General features: G+C 80.0%; 1 protein-coding gene. It reads right to left on the bottom strand.

What is annotated here, in order from left to right; translation table 11 throughout:
* Positions 1 to 67 precede the first annotated feature (67 nt).
* Positions 68 to 718, bottom strand: a complete 651-nt coding sequence (locus AC1MIR_RS26165) for a hypothetical protein (RefSeq protein WP_480031110.1) — start codon at positions 716 to 718, stop codon at positions 68 to 70.
* Positions 719 to 938: the final 220 nt, after the last annotated feature.

The raw sequence follows: 938 nt of genomic DNA on the forward strand, positions 1-938 counted from the left end.
GGGGGGGGGGGGGGGGGGCCCCCTTTCCCCCGGGGGGGGGCCCCCCCCCCCCCCCCCCCCCGCGCACTCAGCGCTGAACCCCTGGGATCTGCGCCCCGGTCAGCGAGTTCAGGAAGGGCGCGTCCGGGTCGAGCGCGCCCGTCACCCCGCCGAGTTGCATCCGCGCCATCCGCGCCACCTCGTCCCGCGCCATGGCGCTGGCAATGCGCGCCTGCGGCATCGGGCCCGGCGCGGCGCGGCGGGCGATCGCCGGGGCGCCGCCGGGGATGAAGGCATCGGGCGCCAGCGCCGCCGCCGCCAGCGCCGTGTCGTTCTCCCGGAGCGCCAGCGAGGCCTGGCCGAGCGCCAGGGCCACCGCATCGGGCGCGGCCTCCTCGGGGATGCCGATCGCCTGGCGCCATTCGGTGCGGGCGGTGCGCAGCTCGGTGATCGTGGCGGACGAGACCGGCGCCCAGCGCGGGTTTCGCCGGAACGCCTCGGCGATCAGCTCCATCTGCCCGATGGTCCGCGCCGCCTCCGCCGGGCGGCCGTTCAGCGAAGCGCCGCCATCCGCCAGGGCCGCTGCCGCTTCCGCAACCATCGTCGGCACCGGAGCGGCGCGCGGCACGCCGCGCCCCGGCGGGATGCGCGCGACCTCCGGCGGCTGGCGCATCTCGGCGCATGCGCCAAGCAACGCGGAGAGGAGCGGGGCGATCAGCAGGACGGCGGGGCGGCGCATCCGCGTCTCCTTCGGGCGGGCAGGCCGACGGATAGCGGAGGCGTCGGCGCGCGCCTACTCCGGGCCTACTCCGGATCGTAGCGCATGATCTGCAGCATCTGCTGGTCGGCGAAATGCGCCGCCGCGGCGGCGCGCCGCCCCCCCCCCCGCGCCGCGACCCCCCCCCCCCCCCCCCCCCCCCCCCCCCCCCCCCCCCCCCCCCCCCCCCCCCCCCCCCCCC

This window comes from Falsiroseomonas sp. RANM36 (assembly GCF_056682175.1).